The sequence below is a fragment of the Pseudonocardia sp. CA-142604 genome, assembly GCF_050948475.1.
Taxonomy (GTDB): Bacteria; Actinomycetota; Actinomycetes; order Mycobacteriales; family Pseudonocardiaceae; genus Pseudonocardia; species Pseudonocardia alaniniphila.
In genome coordinates this window covers 6,656,392-6,673,278 of sequence record NZ_CP192045.1, presented here as the reverse complement: position 1 = coordinate 6,673,278, position 16,887 = coordinate 6,656,392, and the positions used below count along the sequence as shown (strand labels likewise).

General features: G+C 67.4%; 12 protein-coding genes. 7 read left to right on the top strand and 5 right to left on the bottom strand.

Going from position 1 to position 16,887, the window contains the following annotated elements; all coding sequences use genetic code 11:
* Nucleotides 1–136: 136 nt before the first annotated feature.
* The 4 genes from ACQPZQ_RS30215 to ACQPZQ_RS30200 form a co-directional block, all read right to left on the bottom strand.
* On the bottom strand, nt 137–1,054 hold the full coding sequence (locus tag ACQPZQ_RS30215; protein WP_433286363.1) for a 4Fe-4S dicluster domain-containing protein: 918 nt from the start codon (nt 1,052–1,054) through the stop codon (nt 137–139).
* A complete protein-coding gene (fdh, locus tag ACQPZQ_RS30210; protein ID WP_433286361.1) occupies nt 1,051–4,323 on the bottom strand; it encodes a formate dehydrogenase in 3,273 nt (1,090 codons plus the stop codon). Before fdh ends, ACQPZQ_RS30215 begins: the two co-directional genes overlap by 4 nt.
* Before the next feature lie 207 nt (nt 4,324–4,530).
* A complete protein-coding gene (gene hpnH / locus ACQPZQ_RS30205) occupies nt 4,531–5,529 on the bottom strand; it encodes an adenosyl-hopene transferase HpnH (RefSeq protein ID WP_433286359.1) in 999 nt (332 codons plus the stop codon).
* Between the two features lie 273 nt (nt 5,530–5,802).
* Complete coding sequence (locus ACQPZQ_RS30200) at nt 5,803–7,761, bottom strand: aconitate hydratase (protein ID WP_433286357.1); 1,959 nt, start codon at nt 7,759–7,761, stop codon at nt 5,803–5,805.
* A gap of 218 nt (nt 7,762–7,979) precedes the next feature.
* On the opposite strand from ACQPZQ_RS30200, the gene ACQPZQ_RS30195 reads away from it, so the two are divergent.
* Nucleotides 7,980–8,237, top strand: a complete 258-nt coding sequence (locus ACQPZQ_RS30195; protein WP_433286355.1) for a DUF7218 family protein — start codon at nt 7,980–7,982, stop codon at nt 8,235–8,237.
* A 50-nt stretch (nt 8,238–8,287) separates the two neighbouring features.
* Here ACQPZQ_RS30195 and ACQPZQ_RS30190 read toward each other — a convergent pair whose 3' ends face one another.
* Nucleotides 8,288–9,331: a hypothetical protein gene (locus ACQPZQ_RS30190; RefSeq protein ID WP_433286352.1), complete on the bottom strand. Its 1,044-nt coding sequence runs from the start codon at nt 9,329–9,331 to the stop codon at nt 8,288–8,290.
* Nucleotides 9,332–9,671: 340 nt separating this feature from the next.
* Here ACQPZQ_RS30190 and ACQPZQ_RS30185 point away from each other — a divergent pair, with 340 nt between their 5' ends.
* From ACQPZQ_RS30185 to hydA, 6 genes are all read left to right on the top strand, one after another.
* Nucleotides 9,672–10,772 carry a LacI family DNA-binding transcriptional regulator gene (locus ACQPZQ_RS30185; RefSeq protein ID WP_433286350.1) on the top strand — a complete coding sequence of 367 codons (1,101 nt, stop codon included), beginning with the start codon at nt 9,672–9,674 and terminating at the stop codon, nt 10,770–10,772.
* 75 nt (nt 10,773–10,847) lie between these two features.
* Nucleotides 10,848–11,789, top strand: coding sequence for an N-carbamoyl-D-amino-acid hydrolase (locus ACQPZQ_RS30180; protein WP_433286348.1), 942 nt, complete (start codon nt 10,848–10,850; stop codon nt 11,787–11,789).
* Between the two features lie 181 nt (nt 11,790–11,970).
* Nucleotides 11,971–13,338, top strand: coding sequence for an MFS transporter (locus tag ACQPZQ_RS30175; RefSeq protein WP_433286347.1), 1,368 nt, complete (start codon nt 11,971–11,973; stop codon nt 13,336–13,338).
* A 36-nt stretch (nt 13,339–13,374) separates the two neighbouring features.
* A complete protein-coding gene (locus ACQPZQ_RS30170) occupies nt 13,375–14,076 on the top strand; it encodes a cyclase family protein (protein ID WP_433286345.1) in 702 nt (233 codons plus the stop codon).
* Between the two features lie 10 nt (nt 14,077–14,086).
* Nucleotides 14,087–15,505, top strand: a complete 1,419-nt coding sequence (locus ACQPZQ_RS30165; RefSeq protein ID WP_433286343.1) for an amidase — start codon at nt 14,087–14,089, stop codon at nt 15,503–15,505.
* On the top strand, nt 15,502–16,884 hold the full coding sequence (gene hydA / locus ACQPZQ_RS30160) for a dihydropyrimidinase (RefSeq protein ID WP_433286341.1): 1,383 nt from the start codon (nt 15,502–15,504) through the stop codon (nt 16,882–16,884). Before ACQPZQ_RS30165 ends, hydA begins: the two co-directional genes overlap by 4 nt.
* The last annotated feature ends 3 nt before the right edge of the window (nt 16,885–16,887 follow it).

Here is a 16,887-nt window from a genome sequence, read left to right as displayed (position 1 = left end):
TCGGGACCTGCACCCCCTGGTCCGGCCCCGCCTGGTGCGGTGGCGCCCGGCCGGTCGTCGCGAGTGCCGTACGGGGCCCAGCCGCCGACCCGGTCCCCGGTCCAGCTCGTCGTCCCGTCGACCGGGCGACGGCGGCTCATCGCCGCGCTCCCAGGAAGGCCGCCACCACGACGCCCGCGACCGCGGCCGCCGCGGCACCCGCGTGGCGCCACATCGAGGGCAGGTCGCGGGTGGTGACCACGGGGTCCGGCGGGAGCCCGTACACCTCGGGTTCGTCCAGGAGCAGGAAGAACGCCCCGTCGCCGCCGACGCCGTCGTTCGGGTCGTGCCCGTACAGGCGGGCATCGGTGACGCCCGCGGCGTGCAGCGCGTCCACCCGCTCGGCGGCACGGGTCCGCAGCTCGTCGAGGGGCCCGAACTGGATGGACTCCGTGGGGCAGGCCGTGGCGCAGGCGGGCATCAGGCCGGCACCGAGCCGGTCGTGGCACATCGTGCACTTGAACGCTCCGCCATCACCGGGCCGTTGGTCGATCACCCCGTACGGGCAGGCCGGGATGCAGTAGCCACAGCCGTTGCAGACGTCGTTCTGGACGACGACGGTTCCGTACTCGGTGCGGATCAGCGCTCCGGTGGGGCAGACGTCGAGGCACGCGGCGTGCGTGCAGTGCTTGCAGACGTCCGACGACATCAGCCAGCGCACCTCGGTGGCGTCCCCGCGCCCGTCGTTCGCCGCGTCGGGCAGCCCGGTGGACGGCATGCCGAGATCGACCGTGGCCGAACGCTGCGCCGGCACCGTCTGCTCGACGAAAGCGACGTGCCGCCAGGTGCTCGCGCCGAGCCCGCCGGTGTTGTCGTAGCTCATCCCGGTGAGGTCGCCGGGAATGCCGGCTTCCTCGGACGGCAGCGCGTTCCACTCCTTGCAGGCCACCTCGCATGCCTTGCAGCCGATGCAGACGCTGGTGTCGGTGAAGAACCCGACCCGTTCCGGGTGGTCGGGCGGGTAGCCGGCGTCTGCGGAGGGATCGGGCAGCGGTCCGGAGAGGCGGTTGGTCATGCGGTCTCCTCCAGCCCGGCACGGCGCTGGTACTCGGTCAGGAACTCGACGAGCTGCGGTCCGCGCGGCCGCCGGCCAGGACGGATGTCGCAGGTGGCGGCCTTGGTCTCCATGATGTGGACGTTGGGGTCGAGCGAGACGGACAGCAGCTCGTTGGCCGCGTCACCGGTCGAGAGCCCGTTCGGCCCCCAGTGCCACGGGATGCCGATCTGGTGCACGGTGCGCCCGCCGCCCAGGCGTAGCGGTTTGGCCCGTTCGGTGACGAGGACCCTGCCCTCGATCGCCGACCGCGCGGTGACGACCGTGGCCCATCCGCCGTGCTCCAGACCGCGCTCGGCGGCGAGCTCGGGGGAGACCTCGAGGAACATGGCGGGCTGCAGTTCGTTCAGGTACGGCGTCCAGCGGCTCATCCCGCCTGCCGTGTGGTGCTCGGTGATCCGGAACGTCGTGAACACGAACGGGAACACGTCGGCGCCGGGCTCTCCCGGATCCGGGTGGTAGCGGTTCTCCGGACGGTCGTAGCGCTGCCGGGCGGGGTTGTTCTGCTGTCCGTAGAGCGCGTTGCGCACCGGCGACTCTTGCGGCTCGTAGTGCGCGGGCAGCGGGCCGTCGACGAGCCCGGCCGGAACGTGCAGCCAGGCCCGTCCGTCGGACTGCATGATGAACGGCTCGTTGCCCGCGAGGGCGTCCTGCGCCCGCGCACCGTCGGGCGGCCGGTAGTCCGGCGGCTTGGTCGCCTCGAAGTCGGGCACGTCGGGGCCGACCCACATGCCCTCGTCTGGATCCCAGCGGATGTAGGCCTTGCGCTCGCTCCACGGATTGCCGTCGGGGTCGGCGGAGGCCCGGTTGTAGAGCGTGCGCCGGTTCATCGGCCACGCCCATCCCCACTCCGGGGCGACCCAGGTCTGCTCCTGGCCCGGGGTGCGGCGCGCGGACTGGTTGACCTCGTCGGCGTAGACGCCGCTGTAGATCCAGCATCCGCAGCGCGTGGAGCCGTCGGCCTTGAGGGCGGTGTAGCCCGAGACGGCCTTGTCGTCCGGACCGGTGCCGCTGATCTCGCGCAGGATCGACTCGGCGCTCGGATCGTCATAGGGACCTTCGGTGGGGTAGTCCCACGTCAGGTCGAGCAGGGGGCGGTCCCGGGGGTCGGTGGAGCCGGCGAGCTTCTCCCTGATCCTCCGGCCGAGGTGGTAGTAGAACCACAGGTCGCTGCGGGCGTCGTCAGGTGGGTCGATCGCCTTGTGGTGCCACTGCAGCAGCCGCTGGGTGTTGGTGAAGCTGCCGTCCTTCTCCGTGTGGGTGGCCGCGGGCAGGAAGAACACCTCGGTGGCGATGTCGGACGTGCGCATCTCGCCGGTCTCGATCTCCGGGCCGTCCTGCCAGAAGGTGGCCGTCTCCACCATGTTGATGTCCCGCACGACGAGCCAGTCGAGGTTCGCGAGGCCCATCCGCTGCTGGCGGGAGTTGGCGGTGCCGACCGCTGGGTTCTCACCGATCACGAAGTAGCCGGGCACCTTCCCGTCGATCTGGTCCACGACGGTCTGGAAGTTGCTGTGGTCACCGGTGAGGCGAGGCAGATACCCGAAGCAGTACTCGTTCTCCTCGGTGGCGGCGTCGCCCCACCAGGCCTTGAGCAGGCTCACCGTGTAGGCGTCGATGTTGCCCCAGAACCCCTTCTGCCCCACGTCGGCCCGCAGGAAGCTCGCGAGGTCCTCTTCCTCGTGGGCGTGTGGCATCGGGATGTAGCCGGGCAGGATGTTGTAGAGGGTCGGGATGTCGGTGGAGCCCTGGATCGACGCGTGACCGCGCAGGGCGAGGATCCCCGCACCGGGCCGGCCGATGTTGCCCAGCAGCAGTTGCAGGATCGACGCGGTGCGGATGTACTGCACGCCCACGGTGTGGTGGGTCCAGCCGACGGCGTAGGCGAACGCGCTGGTGCGTTCGCGCCCGGAGTTGCGAACGAGCGCGGTGGCCATCTGCTCGAACGTCTCCGGCGGGATGCCGCAGACCTGCTCCACCATCTCCGGGGTGTAGCGCGCGAAGTGGCGTTTGAGCACCTGGAAGACGCAGCGCGGGTGCTGCAACGTCGGGTCCTGCGTCGGTTGCGGGCGATGGGAGGCGCCGCCGGAGCCCGCCTCCTCTGCCCCGCTCGACTCCTGCATGCGCTCGTCCGAGCTCGCATGCGTCTCGTCGTCACCAGCGGGCTCGTCGGTCGCGTACGGGTCGTGCTCGCCGGCCGCCGCCGTGACTTGCGTGCCCTCGTACTGCCAGGTCTCGGTGTCGTAGCTGCTCGCCTGCGGGTCGTAACCGGAGAAGAGGCCGTCGAGGTCCTCGGTGTCGGCGAAGTCCTCACGCAGGATCGTCGGTGCGTTCGTGTACGCCGTGACGTACTCGGCGAAGTACGCCTCGTTCTGCAGCACGTAGTTGATCAGGCCGCCGAGGAACGCGATGTCGGTGCCCGCCCGGATCGGCACGTGCAGGTCCGCCACCGCCGAGGTCCGGGTGAACCGGGGGTCGACGTGGATCACCGTGGCCCCGCGCCGTTTGGCCTCCATCACCCACTGGAACCCGACGGGGTGCGCCTCCGCCATGTTCGAGCCCTGGATGATGATGCAGTCGGAGTTGGCCAGGTCCTGCTGGAACATCGTCGCGCCGCCCCGACCGAAGCTGGTCCCCAGACCGGGGACGGTGGAGCTGTGTCAAATACGGGCCTGGTTCTCGATCTGTATCGCGCCCATGGCCGTGTACAGCTTCTTCATGAGGTAGTTCTCCTCGTTGTCGAGGGTCGCCCCTCCGAGGCTCGCTATCCCCATGGTCCGGCGCAGGTGCTGCCCGTTCTCGTCGACGTCCTCCCAGGTACGCGCCCTGGTCTCGAGCACCCGGTCGGCGATCATGTCGACGGCGGTGTCGAGGTCGAGGTCCTCCCACGAGCTGGCGTGGGGACGGCGATAACGGACCTTCGTGACCCGGCTGGGTGAGGTCACCAGTGAGAGCGTCGAGGAACCGCGCGGGCAGAGGCGGCCGCGGCTGATCGGCGAGTCCGGATCGCCCTCCACCTGGATGATCTCGCCCTCCTTGACGAAGACCCGCTGCCCGCAGCCCACCGCGCAGAACGGGCAGATCGACTTCGTCACCTGGTCGGCCTGGCTCGTGCGGGCGGGCTTCTGATCCGTCCGCGGCGACCGGGCGGCACTGCCCCGCCCCAGGCGGTCCGTCCCTGTGGCCTGCCGATACACCGGCCATCTACCGATCCAGGACCTAACGCTCATGCGTCAACCTTCCCCACGGCAGCGCGATCTAATCCGGGGGAAGGCGCATTCCTCGTCCCGTCGGGTGGTGCGGGTCATCGGGGTGCCCAGATCGTGGCCGCCCCGCAGCCGTGAGTGGGAGTCCCCGCCGGCGATTGTCGGGTCGACCGGCGGATCAACCGACGGACAAGCGACCCTACCGGTGATGTAGCGGATTCCGTGGTTGTGTCATCGGATGGCGCGGATCGATTGTCTGAGCGATCCCAGGGTCGCAGTGATCGCGGTGGGTTCGTAGCCGCAATGGGCCATGCAGTTTGCGCAGCGAGGGTCGCGGCCCCGGCCGTAGGCGTCCCAGTCGGTCGTATCGAGGAGCTCCTGATAGGTCTCTGCGTAACCATCGCCCATCAGGTAGCAGGGCTTCTGCCAGCCGTAGAGCGAGTAGGAGGGAATTCCCCAGGCGGTGCAGGGGAAGTCGAGTCTCCCTTCGAGGAAGTCCAAGAAAAGTGGCGAGTGGTTGAGCCGCCAGCGCTGTCGTCGACCGTCGGCGAACGCCTTCCGGAACAGCTCGCGGGTTTCTGCCACGCCGAGAAAGTGCTCCTGGTCGGGCGCCTTGCCGTAGGCGTAGGCAGGGGAGAGCATCATGCCGTCGACCTGCAGATCATCGTTGAGGAAGTCGAGGACCTCGATGACGGATTGAGGGCTGTCGGTGTTGAAAAAGGTGGTGTTGGTGGTGACGCGGAACCCGCGACGCTGCGCTTCCCGGATGTTGTCCACGGCCTGGGTGAACACGCCGGGCTTGGCGACGGATGCGTCGTGGCGCTCCTGGAGCCCGTCGATGTGGACGGCGAACGCGAGGTAGCGGGACGGGCGCAGCTTGTCGATCTTGCGAGGGAGGAGCAGGGCGTTGGTGCACAGGTAGATGTACTTCTTCCGCTTGACCAGGCCGGCGACGATATCTTCGACCTGAGGGTGCATCAGGGGCTCCCCGCCTGCCAGGCACACGACGGGGGCGCCGCACTCGTCCACTGCCGCGAGTGCCTGCTCGACGGGCATGCGTTGTTTGAGCACGCTTGCCGGATGCTGGATCTTGCCGCAGCCGCCGCAGGCGAGATTGCACGCGAATAGCGGTTCCAGTTCCAAGGTCAGGGCGAATTTCTTTCGGCCGGCCAGTTTCTGCTTGATCAGATAGCCGCCGATCTTGATCGCCTGGCGCACCGGGATGCTCATCGAACGTGGATCCTTCCCCGCAAGGTCGGCTTCCGCCCGTCCGATCAACCGGAAGCCGATGAGTGGTGTCGGTTCGTGAAGGCCATCGTCGTGAAAACTTGTGAGATGACGTGCCCTGTCATCGTCACGGAGCAAGGCTGTCCTGCTTGACTACCACCGAGACGGGTCGGTGCGCGACCCGCCGAGTGGCGGACTGTCCTGGATACGGCCGATATCCGACCGTAGTGTGCTCCGCGTGGACGGCCGCTATGCGTCATTTGCAGTACGAGCACGTCATCCGGAGCGTTGTTGTTCAGCGAGCTGCGGGATCCGTCCACCGGCCAGGATCGTGTCGATTTGTCGCGGAGACAGCTGGTGCGTGACCGTGAACGCTCTGTCGTTATCGCCGCACGTGACGGTGAGCTCTGCCGAGGCGGCCAGGGTCGAGTGCAGATCCTTGAGATGCAGGACATCACCGGGCTGGATCCGGTCGTGATCGGCAGGATCGGCGAAGGTCAGTGGAAGTACCCCGAAGTTCACCAGGTTCTGCCAGTGGATGCGCGCGTAGGACCTGGCGATCACCATCGCGAGGCCGAGGTACCGCGGCGTGATCGCGGCGTGTTCACGCGAGGATCCTTGCCCGTAGTTGTTCCCGGCCACCACGGCATGGGCGCCGGCTTCCGCGGCTCGAGCCGGGTAGTTCTCGTCGACCCGGGTGAACGTGAACTCGGCAAGTTTCGGGATGTTGGAGCGGTAGGGCAGAGCCCGCGCCCCGGCCGGCGAGATCTCGTCGGTCGAGACGTTGTCGCCCATCACGAGCAGGACCGGGAGGTCGAGCGCGTCCGGGAGCGGGGACAGATCGGGTAGCGAGGAGATGTTGCTCCCCTTGACCAGCTCGATCTCCGTCGCCTCCGCGGCCGACAGCGGCGCCACGAGCATCGCGGTGTTGACCGACGCTTCGGCGGGCAGTTGCAGGTCCGGGCACGTCAGATGGTTGTCGCGAGCGAACTCACGTGGATCGGTGATGACGCCGGTGAGCGCGGCGGCGGCCGCGGTCTCGGGGGAGCAGAGCCACACCGCGTCCTCGGCCGTGCCCGAGCGGCCCGGGAAGTTGCGGGGGAAGGTGCGCAGCGAGTTCTGCCCGGCCGCCGGTGCCTGCCCCATTCCGATGCAGCCCAGGCAGCCGGCCTGGTGGATCCGCGCCCCCGCGGCGATGAGCTGGAACGTTGCTCCCATCCGGGTCATGTCCTCGAAGATCTGCCGCGACGACGGGTTGACGTCGAAGCTGACGGAGTCGCACGTCTGGCGGCCGTCGACCATCGCGGCGACCACGGCGAAGTCGCGCAGGCCCGGGTTGGCGGACGAGCCGACGACGACCTGACCGACCGGCTCCCCTGCACATTCCCGCACCGGCACGACATTGCCCGGCGACGACGGACGAGCGATCAACGGTTCCAGCTCGGAGAGATCGATCTCCTCGGTGACGTCGTAGAGCGCTCCTGGGTCCGCGGTGATCTCGCGGAAGGCGCCCTGCCTGTCCTCGGAACGCAGGAAGTCGGCTACAGCGGCGTCGGAGGGGAACACGGTGGTCGTCGCACCCAGTTCGGCCCCCATGTTCGCGATGACGTGGCGGTCCATCGCCGAGAGGCCGGCCAACCCCGGGCCGTGGTACTCGATCACCCGGCCGAAACCGCCGTCGACGCCGTGGCGTCGCAGCATCTCGAGCACGACGTCCTTCGCCGACACCCAGTCCGGAAGCCGGCCGACCAGCCGCACGCCCCAGACCTCGGGCATCCGTACGTAGAGGGGTTCGCCCGCGATCGCCAGCGCCACCTCGAGGCCGCCGACACCGATGGCGAGCATTCCCAGTGAGCCGGCCGCGCAGGTGTGCGAGTCCGACCCGGCCATCGTCGCTCCGGGCACGCCGAACCGCTGCATGTGCGTGGGGTGCGAGACGCCGTTGCCCGGCTTGGAGAACCACAGTCCGTACCGGCGGGCGGCCGATCGCAGGAACTCGTGATCTTCGGCGTTGCGTTCGTCGGCCTGCAGGAGGTTGTGATCCACGTATTGAACGCTCACGTCGGTCCGGGCGCGATCCAGGCCGATCGCCTCGAGCTCCTGCATGACCACGGTGCCCGTGGCGTCCTGGGTGAGGGTCTGGTCGATGTGCAGCGCGATCTCCTCGCCTGCGATCGGCTCGCCCGAGACCAGGTGCTCGTCGATCAGCTTCCTCGTCACCGTCCGCGCCACCATCTCGACGTCCTCCCTGCCCGCGACGCACCGTCGGCCGACTGCTCCCGGGTGGCGTACCCCGAACAGCAGGTCGGAACGCGGACCTGAGATCGGATGCGGATGACGGGCTGATATCGGTCACGGTTCGGGAGGCGGATCGTGTTTCGCGGGGGGTGTGCGGGGCATGCCCCTTGGCGAGCCGGCTGGGCCGGGATCACGTGTGGATCGAGGAGGTTGTGGTGCCGAATCCGAGTATCAAGGACGAGAAGCGGTATCAGAAGCTGCGCGACAAGGGGGCGTCCAAGGAGAAGGCGGCTCGGATCGCGAACGCGTCGGCCGGTGAGGGACGCAAGACCGTGTCCAAGCGTGGCGGGCGATCGCCGAGCTACGACGACATGAGCAAGTCGGAGCTGTACGACCGGGCGAAGAAGGTCGGTATCCCGGGGCGGTCGAGCATGTCGAAGAACGATCTGATCTCCGCTCTGCGGAACCACTGATCGGCGCGGGAGTCCGACCGCCGATCGGGGTGAGCGCCCGCTGTGGCGATTTAGTCGTGCGCTGCGGTGAGTAGATCGCGGTGAATGGCGATGAGTTGCCGGATGGACCGGGGCGGCCGGCGGCCGAATCCGCATTCCGTCGCCACGCCGAATCCGGTGACTGCTGACCCTGCAGACGCGATGCGCCGGTTGGCTCCGGGAATCCCGTCCGTGAGGTGTATGACGCCGAGATAGAGTTCGGTGTCGTCGTCGAGGTCCAGTTCCGACAACGGGGCGAAGTAGTCGATGTCGTCGCGGCCCCGCGGAACCGGCATATGTACCCAGTCCAGTTGCCGACGCAGTGTCTGCCGCACGCCGTTGGCGACATCTCGCATCGACCGGGTGTCGGTGGGCTCGATGAAGTGCTTGTGGTTGGCGTCGCCGTAGCAGAGGTGGAATCCGAGTTCGACGTCGGACGGCACCGCATTGCCCAATTCTGCCAGTGTCTCGACGATGTCAGCGAAGGCGTCGCCGCCCCACCACTCGGCTTCCGAACTCCAGCCCTCGATCATGGCGAACTCCCATACGACATCCCACTGTATGGCGAGATCGCGGCCGGGAATGGCAGCCAGAATGGTGTCGAGCTCGGCGCCCAGGGCGGTCTGGTAGGGGCCTTCGACAAGCGGTCGAGCGGCCGGTTCGAAGAAGTTGATGACAACACCGACCGGGGTGGGCAGGCTGACTTGGAAGCGGGTGCCATCGGGAATGACTCCCTCCGAGCGCAGCCGCATGAAAACCTGGTAGCTGTCCACGGCCGCTTTGGCATAGCCCAGCGGCCCGATCGTGACGTCGTCCGGGTCGACCCCCGGGGCGATGGCCAGAAAGTTGCGTGCGCTGTACTGAGGGCGATGTGAGCGGGTTGTCCGGAACTGTGCGTTTCGGGTGAAGACGCCGTGCTGCCAGGCGATCCAGTTGGAGCGTTCTCCTGTCTCTCCATCGGGGATACGGGCAAGGCTGCTGCCGAGCGTCGCTGCCGTCCGGAGTGCCGCTTCCGAATTCTCCAGCGGTATGCTGCCCACCAGATGGACACGCGGGACGTAAGCCGTGGATGTCATGGTTCCATCCTGTCCTGCTCGCCTTGACAAAACATATACGCTGCGACGGTACCAAAGCTCGGCATTCTTGCCATCGCGTTGATCGGATGCTTTCCGAAGAAGACGAAAGTCTCGAAACCGGTTGTGCGCCCGCTTCGCGATCGTCTCCAACGAGACAGAGGTCGGGACCGGTGTGCACGGCTGTTGTGCGGCGGACGCCGGGAGGCAAGTCGGCGATTCCGTCGGGAAATGGGTCTGCGGATCGGTGGAGGTCGTGCAACGCGTGTCGGCTGACGACCTAGTTGTACCGACCGTGTACCTCCCGGGCGCGGGAGGCGTCGGCTGCGGCAGAATTCATCGTATGTCGAGCCGTAAGTCTCCCGCTCCTCGCGGGACCGTGACACTGGCTCTGCTGGCCGAACAGCTGGGCGTGCACGTCTCGACGGTGTCCCGCGCGCTGAGCGAGAACCCCGTCGGGGTGAGCGCTGAGACGGTCACGCGCGTGCGTCAGTTGGCAGGTGAGCAGGGGTACAGGCGCAACGCCGCGGCCCTGTCCTTGCGTACGGGGCGCACCAAGATGATCGGCGTAATGGTGCCGCGCTTGACCGACGTGGTCCTGGCCACCATCTACGACGGCATCGACCAAACGGCGATCGACGCCGGCTACAACACTGTGGTGGTCAATACGCGAGACCGCCCGGACCTGCAGCGCTCACGTTTGGACCTCATGCTGTCGCGCCAGGTCGACGGGATAATCGTGGGGGACTCGCGGACGGACTCCAATCTCATTTCGGAGTTGCACGGGTGCGGCGTGCCCTATGTGCTGGTGGCACGCCGAATGCCCCGCGAGATCTCGGTGAGCACCGACGACCTGGAGGGCGGTCGCCTGGCTGCCGAGCACCTGCTCTCGCTCGGCCACCGGCGTATCGGGATCGTGGCAGGAGACCCGCACGCCAGCACCGGAGCGGAGCGGACGCTCGGGTTCCGGCGGGCCTATGCCGCGGCGGGGTATCCGCTGCCGGACGACTACGTGATCCCGTCGGGCTTCGACGTGCGCTCGGGCCGCGAGGCGGGGGATCACTTGTTGTCGTTACCTCGTCCACCCACCGCGATCTTCGCCGCGAGCGACTTTGCGGCGGTCGGTGTGATGGGCGCGATGCGTGACCGGGGCTTGGAAGCCCCGCGAGATGTCGCCGTCGTGGGCTTCAACGACCTCGATGTGGCTTCCGAGTTGCCGACGCCGCTGACGTCCGTGCACTCGCCACTGTTCGAGATGGGCGCACTCAGCATGCGGGTGCTGCTCTCGTTGCTGCGCGGCCGCCGGGTGCGGTCCCGGTTGCTGCAGCCGACCCTGTACCCCCGCGCCTCCACGGTGGGCGTGTCACCGAATCGAACCGGCGCTGATCATCCGCGGCGCTCCGAGGTCGTCGCTGGGAGTCCTCGCCGCGCGCACGTCCCTTGACGACGGCAACGTCGCGACATACGTTACGCAAACGTTAGAGCGAACGTTTGCGTGGCCGTCCTGGAGGAAGAAACCATGGACAGGAAGTTCGATCTTGCGGTGGCCCAGGTCGGAGGCATACAGCCTTCCGAGGGCCGGGCGACGGCGGTACAGCGGCTCATCCAGCTGCTGGAGCAGTCGCGCGATAAGGGCGCCTCGTTCGTAGTTTTCCCCGAGTTGACGTTGACGACATTCTTCCCCCGATACTGGGCCGACGACGTCGCGGTCATGGACCAGTACTTCGAGACCGAAATGCCCGGAGCCGAGATCAAGCCGCTCTTCGACCGCGCAGCGGAGTTGCGGATCGGGTTCTACCTGGGCTACGCCGAGCTCACCCCCGGCGGGCAACACTTCAATACCGCAATCCTCGTGGATTCCACGGGAAACATCGTCGGTAAGTACCGCAAGATCCATCTGCCCGGCCACGCGGACAAGCTCGACGTTGTCCCCGTCCAGCACCTCGAGAAGCGATACTTCGAGGTGGGCGACCTCGGGTTCGGTGTCTTCGAGGTGGACGGTGTCCGCTTCGGGATGTGTCTGTGCAACGACCGTCGATGGCCGGAGGTCTACCGCGTGCTCGCCCTGCAGGGAGCCGACGTGGTGGTGCTGGGCTACAACACTCCGATCGAGGTGCCGGGGTGGCAGGAGGAGCCGCACGCCAAGATGGCCACGCATCTGCTGTCGCTGCGTGCCGGTGCCTACCAGAACGCCGTGTGGGTGGCCGCCGCCGGCAAATCGGGCAGTGAGGACGGCTGCCACATGATCGGTGGATCCGCGATCGCCGCGCCTTCCGGTGAGATCCTCGCAAAGGCACGTACCGAGGGCGACGAAGTGGTGATGGCCACTGTGGACCTGGACTACTCCGAGCCGTACCGCCGGAGCGTGTTCGACTTCGACGCGCACCGGCGGCCGGAGCACTACTCGCTCATCGTCGATCGAGTGGGCCGGGGCGATCCGCTTCCGGTGGACTTCGCCTGAGTCACCCGAGACATGTAACCCCGAGACATGTAAGAGGTCATCGAGCCGCGGGCCACAGCGCCGTCGGCTCACGAACCGCATGTGCACTTCGGTCTGTCCGCCGGCAGCGCCGCTGGGTCGTCGCGCACCTCCATGACGTCTACGGACCCGGGTGCGGACTGTTCGAAACGGAGTGGAAGCAATGGATGCTTCAGCGCAACGGATATCGCAGGTGCCTCGCGTCACCGAACGGGACGTGAAGATTGCAACATGGGTTTGTTTCTTCGCATGGACATTTGCCGTTTATGACTTCGTCTTGTTCGGCAACCTCCTCCCCAAGCTTGCCGAAGATCATGGCTGGAGTTCCTCCCAGTCGACGGGGATCAACACCTGGGTGACCATCGGCACCGCACTGGTCGCCTTCGGCGTCGGCCCGCTCGTCGACAAACTCGGCCGCCGCAAGGGCATCATCATCGCGGTCATCGGCGCCGCGCTGGCGTCGGCGATGACCGCTGTCGCCGGCTGGGTGGTCGGCGCCGTGGCAGGCCTCGGCATCGTGCTGCTCATCCTCGTGCGGTCCGTCGCCGGTCTGGGCTACGCCGAGCAGGCCATCAACGCCACGTACCTGAACGAGATGTTCGCCCACGTGTACTCCGACCCGGCCAGGGCCCGTCGCCGCGGCCTGATCTACTCGCTGGTCCAGTCCGGCTGGCCCGTCGGTTCCGTGCTGGCGGCCTTGTCGATCTACCTGCTGTTCCCCGTGGGCGGCTGGGCACTCTGCTTCATCGTCGCGGTGTTCCCCGCCATCTTCATGGTGTGGGCCGCCCGCTACCTCAAGGAGAGCCCGCAGTTCGCCGTCCGCCACGAGGCCGAGAAGCTCATGGACCAGGGCCGGGGCGAGGAGGCCACCGCACTCGCGGAGGCGGCGGGCATCGACCTGGCCAACCGCTCGGCGCCGCTGACCTCGGCGTTCACGGGCGAGGCGCTGCGGTCGACGCTCGTGATCGGCTCCGCCTTCCTGCTCAGCTGGCTCGGTGTCCTGACGTTCTCCATCCTCGGCACGTCGCTGCTCACCGCAGAGAGCGGCAAGAACATCAGCTTCGACAACGCCTTGGCGATCCTCATCATCTCCAACGCCACCGCGTTCGCCGGCTACCTCTTCCACGGCTGGCTGGGTGACCGGATCGGGCGCCGCAACACGATCGCGATCGGCTGGATCTTCTCCGGCCTCTCCTTCAGCGGGATGCTGCTGGCCCCGGACGGCAGCTACGGCCTGATCATCGCCCTGTACAGCGCCGGTCTGTTCTTCCTGATCGGCCCCTACTCGGCGCTGCTGTTCTTCAACGGCGAGAGCTTCCCCGTGCACACTCGCGCGACGGGCGGGTCGATCATCAACGCCGCTGGTCAGATCGGCGCCGTGATCGGCGGCCTGCTGATCACCTTTGCGCTCGCCAGCGGCCACAGCTGGGACCAGGCCGCGTTCATCTGGGGATGCCTGCCGATCTTCGCCTCGGGAATCATCATCCTCGGCGCGCGCAATGTCTCGCCCCACCAGGTGCGGCGTGACTGAGATGCCCTTCCGTCAAACTTCCAGGAGCTCTCATCGATGACCCAACGTGTGATCGACTTGTCCCTGCCCATAGACGACAACATGCCGAGCCACAAGTTCTTCCAGCGGCCGGTCCACGTCCCGCATATCCGCCACGAGGACAGCGCCGAGCTCGGCCTCGGGGTGCCCGATGACCCGATGTCGATGGCGACGTCCTACATCGGGACGCTCGACCACATCGGCACACACGTCGACTCGTTCTTCCACGTCAAACCGGACGGCATGAAGATCGGTGAGATGCCGCTGGAGATGTTCTTCGGTAAGGCCGTGTGTTTCGACCTCACGTACATTCCCGATCTGGGAATGATCGAGGTCGAGGACTTGGAGCGGGCGGAGGCAGCGTCCGGCGTCAGGGTCGACGGCCACATCGTTCTTCTCAACACCGGCCTGCACAAGCGGCACTACCCCAGGCCGGAGGTGGTGACGAGCAATCCCGGCATCAGCACGGCGGCAACACACTGGCTGGCGGACCGGGGCTCGAAGGTGCACGGTGTCGAAGGACCGTCCACCGACGCGCCGAACCACAACTACTTCTACAACCACCGCGTCTGCCGGGACCGGGGCATCACGCACTACGAGTGGCTGGTGAACCTGGAAGAGCTGGTGGGGAAGGGGGAGTTCATGTTCTACGGGGTGCCGCTCGCTCTGGCGAACGGCACCGGGGGCCCGACCCGCGCATTCGCGATCCTCGAGGAGTAGCGATCCGCTGATGGCCACTGACTTTGCGTACATGACGGCGCTGGAGATCAGCCACCTCGTGTCGAGCAGGCAGGCATCCGCGGTGGAGGTGGTCAGCGCCGCTCTCGACCGACTGGACTCCGTGGAGCCGACCCTCAACGCGTTCGTCACGAGGACTCCCGAGCTGGCGCTGGAGGCCGCCCGCGAGGCGGACGCGGAAGTGAGCAAAGGTGCTGTCGCCGGGCCGCTTCTCGGGGTGCCGATCTCGGTGAAGGACCTGATCGACGTCGCTGACGTTCGTACGACCTTCGGTTCGAGGGTCATGGCAGGCAACGTGGCTGGAGCGGACGCGCCCTCGGTCAGCCGGGTGAGGGCTGCGGGCGCGTGCATTCTGGGCAAGACGACCACAACGGAGTTCGGTTGCAAGGCGGGTGGCGGGGACAGCCCGTTGACCGGCATCACCCGCAATCCCTGGCACACCGGCAGATCGACAGGCGGATCCAGCGCGGGAGCCGCCGCCAGCGTGGCGGGCGGTGTCACCCCGGTGGCGCTGGGGACCGACGGCGGCGGGTCCTGCCGGATCCCGGCGGCGCTCTGCGGCCTGGTGGGCATCAAGGCCCAGTACGGCCGGGTGCCGGTCTTCCCGGCCAGCGCCACGCCCTCGCTCGGTCACGTGGGAGCGATCGCGAGGACCGTTCGGGACGCCGCCCACCTGTTGCAGGTGCTGTCGGGGTTCGATGCTCGGGACCCAGCAAGCGTCGCGCAGCCGGTACCTGACTTCGTCGGTGCTTGCGGGCGAGGGGTTGCGGACCTGCGGGTCGCCTGGAGCCCGACTCTGGGGTACGCGCGCCTGAACGACGAAGTCCGCCAGGTCACGACGTCGGCGGTCGGGCGGCTGGAGGATGCCGGTTGTCACATCGAAACGGTCGAATGCGTATTCGGTGAGGATCCGATCGAGCTCTGGAACGCGGAGTTCTACGGAGGAGTGGGCGCGAAGCTGAAGTCCGCATTGGACAACACACCCGAACTTCTGGATCCGGCGGTGGCAGCGGTTCTGGGAGACGTGCTCTACAGTCAGACCGTGGAAGAGTATTTCCTCAAGCACTTCAAGCGATTCGATCTCAGGGAGCGGTTCAGAACCTTCCTCGAACCGTACGACGTGCTCATCACCCCTACTCTTCCCGTTGCCGAACTCGCGGCAGGCGTGAACGTTCCGCCGGATCTCGCGGATCGCAACATCGTGTCGTGGGTCTATTACACCTATCCCTTCAACCTCACCGGAAACCCCGCGGGCTCGGTGCCGTGTGGATTCACGCGCTCCGGGATGCCGGTAAGCCTGCAGATCGTCGCGAAGACGCTCCGGGAGGTCGACCTGTTCGCGGTGGCCGGAGCGCTGGAGGCGGCTCTGCCCTGGGCCCACCTGACCCCCTCTGAGGAGGCCTGGCAATGACATACCTGATGCTGACCGGCGGGCGCGTCGTCAACAGCGGTGGTTCGGTCGACGCGGATGTTCTGGTGCACAACGGAAAGATCGAGGCGATCGGCAACCTTTCCGGCCTCCCGATCGACGACGTGGAGCGGGTCGACTGTTCCGGACGGCTCCTGCTCCCGGGTGGCGTGGACGTGCACACCCATCTCGACTCGCCGATGATGGGCACCACCACGTCCGACGACTTCGAGACCGGCACCAGGGCAGCGGCGTGCGGCGGCACCACCACGCTGGTGGACTTCGCGATGCAGGGGCCGGGGGAGAAGCTCCTGGAATCCCTGGACAAGCACCGGGCGAAGGCGCAGGGGCGCGCTGCTGTCGACTACGGGTTCCACATGTGCGTCACCGATCTCTACGACGGCGCCGTGGACGAGTTCACGGAGATCATGCAGACCGGTGTCACCAGCTTCAAGGTCTTCATGGCCTATCGCGGCACGCTCATGCTGCACGACGGCGCGCTGTTCAACGTGCTGCGCGAGTCGGGCCGGATCGGCGGGCAGGTGTGTGTCCACGCGGAGAACGGCGATGTCATCGACCGCCTCGCCGCCGACCTGGTGGCCGCGGGGAAGACCGGCCCGGGATCGCACGAGATCTCCCGGCCGCCGTCCACGGAGATCGAGGCCGTGCGCCGGGCGATCCAGATCGCGCGCATGGCCGACTCGCCGATCTACTTCGTGCACCTGTCGACCGAGGGCGCGGTCGAGGCCGTCGCCGAGGCGCGATCCCAGGACCACGCGGTCGCCGGAGAGACGTGCACGCACTACCTGACGCTGGACCGCTCACTCTACGACGCGCCCGGTTTCGAGGCAGCCAAGGTGGTGCTGACGCCACCGCTGCGCACCGAGGAGCACCGGGCCGCACTCTGGCGCGGGCTGCGCGCCGGCACCCTCGGCGTCGTCAGTTCCGACCACTGCCCGTTCTGCCTGGAGGAGAAGCGCAGACTGGGAGCGGCCGACTTCCGCGCGATTCCCAACGGCGGCCCGGGCGTCGAGCACCGGATGATCGTCATGTACGCCGAAGGCGTCCGTAAGAACCAGATCTCGCTGGAGAAGTTCGTCGACCTGACGGCCACGGCGCCGGCCCGCCAGTTCGGCCTCTTCCCGACCAAGGGCGCGATCGTCAGCGGGGCGGACGCCGACATCGTGGTGCTCGACCCGAACGGCACCACGACGATCTCGGCGCAGACCCAGAACCAGCGCATGGACTACACGCCCTACGAGGGATGGACGCTGCCCGGCTCCCTGGAGGCGGTCTACTCGCGTGGCGAGGAGGTCGCCCGCGGCGGGAAGTACGTCGGGGCGGGCGGTCGCGGCCGGTTCCTGGCGCGCTCGACGCTGTGACGG

Coding starts and splice junctions, on each gene's coding strand:
- ACQPZQ_RS30200 (WP_433286357.1), bottom strand. CDS start 7,761: ATGGTGGCGCGGACGGTGACGAGGAAGCTGATCGACGAGCACCTGGTC.
- hpnH (WP_433286359.1), bottom strand. CDS start 5,529: ATGAGCATCCCGGTGCGCCAGGCGATCAAGATCGGCGGCTATCTGATC.
- ACQPZQ_RS30170 (WP_433286345.1), top strand. CDS start 13,375: ATGACCCAACGTGTGATCGACTTGTCCCTGCCCATAGACGACAACATG.
- ACQPZQ_RS30190 (WP_433286352.1), bottom strand. CDS start 9,331: ATGACATCCACGGCTTACGTCCCGCGTGTCCATCTGGTGGGCAGCATA.
- ACQPZQ_RS30215 (WP_433286363.1), bottom strand. CDS start 1,054: ATGACCAACCGCCTCTCCGGACCGCTGCCCGATCCCTCCGCAGACGCC.
- ACQPZQ_RS30180 (WP_433286348.1), top strand. CDS start 10,848: ATGGACAGGAAGTTCGATCTTGCGGTGGCCCAGGTCGGAGGCATACAG.
- hydA (WP_433286341.1), top strand. CDS start 15,502: ATGACATACCTGATGCTGACCGGCGGGCGCGTCGTCAACAGCGGTGGT.
- ACQPZQ_RS30185 (WP_433286350.1), top strand. CDS start 9,672: ATGTCGAGCCGTAAGTCTCCCGCTCCTCGCGGGACCGTGACACTGGCT.
- ACQPZQ_RS30165 (WP_433286343.1), top strand. CDS start 14,087: ATGGCCACTGACTTTGCGTACATGACGGCGCTGGAGATCAGCCACCTC.
- ACQPZQ_RS30175 (WP_433286347.1), top strand. CDS start 11,971: ATGGATGCTTCAGCGCAACGGATATCGCAGGTGCCTCGCGTCACCGAA.